This is a genomic window from Synechococcus lacustris str. Tous, from assembly GCF_003011125.1.
Classification (GTDB): Bacteria; Cyanobacteriota; Cyanobacteriia; order PCC-6307; family Cyanobiaceae; genus Synechococcus_D; species Synechococcus_D lacustris.
On record NZ_PXVC01000150.1, the window covers coordinates 1 to 2,165 of the forward strand.

Here is a 2,165-nt window from a genome sequence, read left to right on the forward strand (position 1 = left end):
GGAATAGACAGCTGGCTTGAGCGCCACCGCCGTTATGCCAATTGGGAAGCCGAAAAAATTACCGCCTATCTAGATGGCGGCGGCAGGGAAGCCCTTGGCACGAGGCGTTGGCGTCGCCTGCGGCAGTTGGCGGCAATCGCTTGGCCCCTGCGGCCCTTAGCTCGCTTTGGTCAAAAATATTTGTTGCAGGGCGGCTGGCGAGAGGGTTGGCAGGGATTTTTATTTGCCCTACTAATGGCCACCTACGACCTGATCACAGTGGTGAAGGTGATCGAACTGCGGCGTAAACGGGGTGGATTGCCACTTTGAATAAATTGCCAAGGCGAAAGATATGGCTAATAACTGAGCATTTCGCCCCTAGCCACGGTGCTACGGCTCAATTGATGGGCGACCTTGCCCTAGGGCTTGCCGCCCAGGGCAAACGGGTGGTGGTGCTCACGGCCACGGCTGATCCTGCAAATCAAGTTTTTAGTGGCCTGCAGTTGGTGCGCTTAGGGGCAGCCCCCGGTGAAACGCCACAGCTGTTGATTAAGGCCTGGCGGGGACTGCGCTTTTTTTTGCTTGCCTTCTGCTGGTGCAGTTGGTTTGGGCGCTGCGGCGACAAGTTATTAATTGCCAGTAATCCTCCTTTTATTGGATTGCTAGGCCCTTTATTGCAATGGCGTGGTATCAAATATGTGTTCCTATTTCAAGACCTTTTTCCCCATTCAGCTGTGCTCAGCGGCCTGTTGCGAGCTGATGGTTATCTCACCAAATTATTTAAATTGTTAATCGGCTGGGTATGCGGCGGTAGCTATCGCACAGTGGTGTTGAGCGAGGCGATGGCAACTGCTTTGCAAAATGATTATCGCCAGCGATTACCAATCCAAGTAATTCATAATTGGGCTGTGGAAAAGGCTCTTCCCGGCAGCCGCACCCAAAATATATTTGCCCAAGAATTGGGCGTAGCTGATTACTTCTTGGTGCAATATTCAGGCAACTTTGGTAGGTTGCATGATCTTAATACCCTCCTGGAAGCTGCCCTATCAAGCTAGAAATAAATTAGCGATAACCCTTGGTGCCTGTGATATTGCTGCGATTGCTTTGCAGCCTGGGGTAGAGGCCACAGTTGCCCCCTGTAAGTTCTACGGGATCCTTGCCAGTGGCCGTCCAGTTTTGTTGGTTGCTAATCCCAATTGCGATATGGCTCGTTTATTAATTGAAAATCAATGCGGCCTTGTGGTGCCACCAGGTGATGCCAATGGGCTGGCCCAACAACTGCTTGTTTTGCAACGGGATCCGGAACGCTTAAGTGCCATGGCGCAACGGGCCCTTGCCCTTTATAAACAACGTTTTGGCCTAGAGAAATCGCTGCAGGCCTATTCGGCCCTATTGCAGTGAAGATTCTTTTAATTAGCTATGATCTGCGCCGCCGCGGTGGAATTGAGCGGCTCAGCCTTGATGTTGTTGGAGCACTGCAAGCCCAGGGCCATCATTTGGTGCTGCTAAGCACCARGCGTTTGGGGCCGGGTTTGATTGGTCGAYTACTGGGCCAGCTCTGGTTTTTATGCCAACTAGCCATAGCAAGCCGCCGGTGCGAGCAATTGTTTTGTAYGCATGCTTTGTTGCTTGCCCAGGTGGATTGGCTATTGCCGCGCCCAATGCCGCGCTTGTGCTGGCTCCATGGGGTGGAAGTGTGGGGAAAGACATTGGCGCCACTGGCTATTGCCCTATGCCGGTGCCGTGTATTGGTGGCAAGCAGCAATTTCACCCGCAGCAAGGTTTTAGAGCACTCCCATCCCTGGCCGCCCGTGGTGGTTATCAACCCACCGGCAAGGCTTTGGTTTGGGCAGGTATTACCTGAACCATTGCCAGCTCAAGCTCAGAATTTACGCATGCTTACCGTTGCCCGCATGGCTGCTGATGAACGCTATAAGGGCCATGATTTGATTATCCAGGCGCTGTGTTTGCTTAATACAGATAATTGGCATTGGCAGATAGTGGGTATTGGCGATGATCAGCCCAGGCTTAGGGCCTTAGTAAATAAATTGGGCTTAGCTGAGCGAGTGTGTTTTAGTGGGGCCCTTAACGATGATCAATTGCGCCAGGCCTATCAAGATTGCAATTTGCTTGCGATGCCAAGTAGTTATGGCTTACGCGCCGATGGCAGTGCCATGGGTGAGGGA

At 52.3% G+C, this 2,165-nt stretch carries 3 protein-coding genes and 1 pseudogene; all 4 read left to right on the forward strand.

The window, feature by feature from the left end:
• Positions 1-309: pseudogene (locus C7K08_RS13645) on the forward strand (glycosyltransferase family 2 protein); the annotation flags it as partial.
• Positions 306-1,034, forward strand: a complete 729-nt coding sequence (locus tag C7K08_RS16540; RefSeq protein WP_241537276.1) for a glycosyltransferase — start codon at positions 306-308, stop codon at positions 1,032-1,034. The pseudogene C7K08_RS13645 and the gene C7K08_RS16540, both read left to right, overlap by 4 nt.
• Positions 994-1,380: a glycosyltransferase family protein gene (locus tag C7K08_RS16545; protein WP_241537277.1), complete on the forward strand. Its 387-nt coding sequence runs from the start codon at positions 994-996 to the stop codon at positions 1,378-1,380. Before C7K08_RS16540 ends, C7K08_RS16545 begins: the two co-directional genes overlap by 41 nt.
• Positions 1,377-2,165 (forward strand): glycosyltransferase (locus tag C7K08_RS13655; RefSeq protein ID WP_117434662.1); only part of this gene is annotated, 789 nt, incomplete at its 3' end. The genes C7K08_RS16545 and C7K08_RS13655, both read left to right, overlap by 4 nt.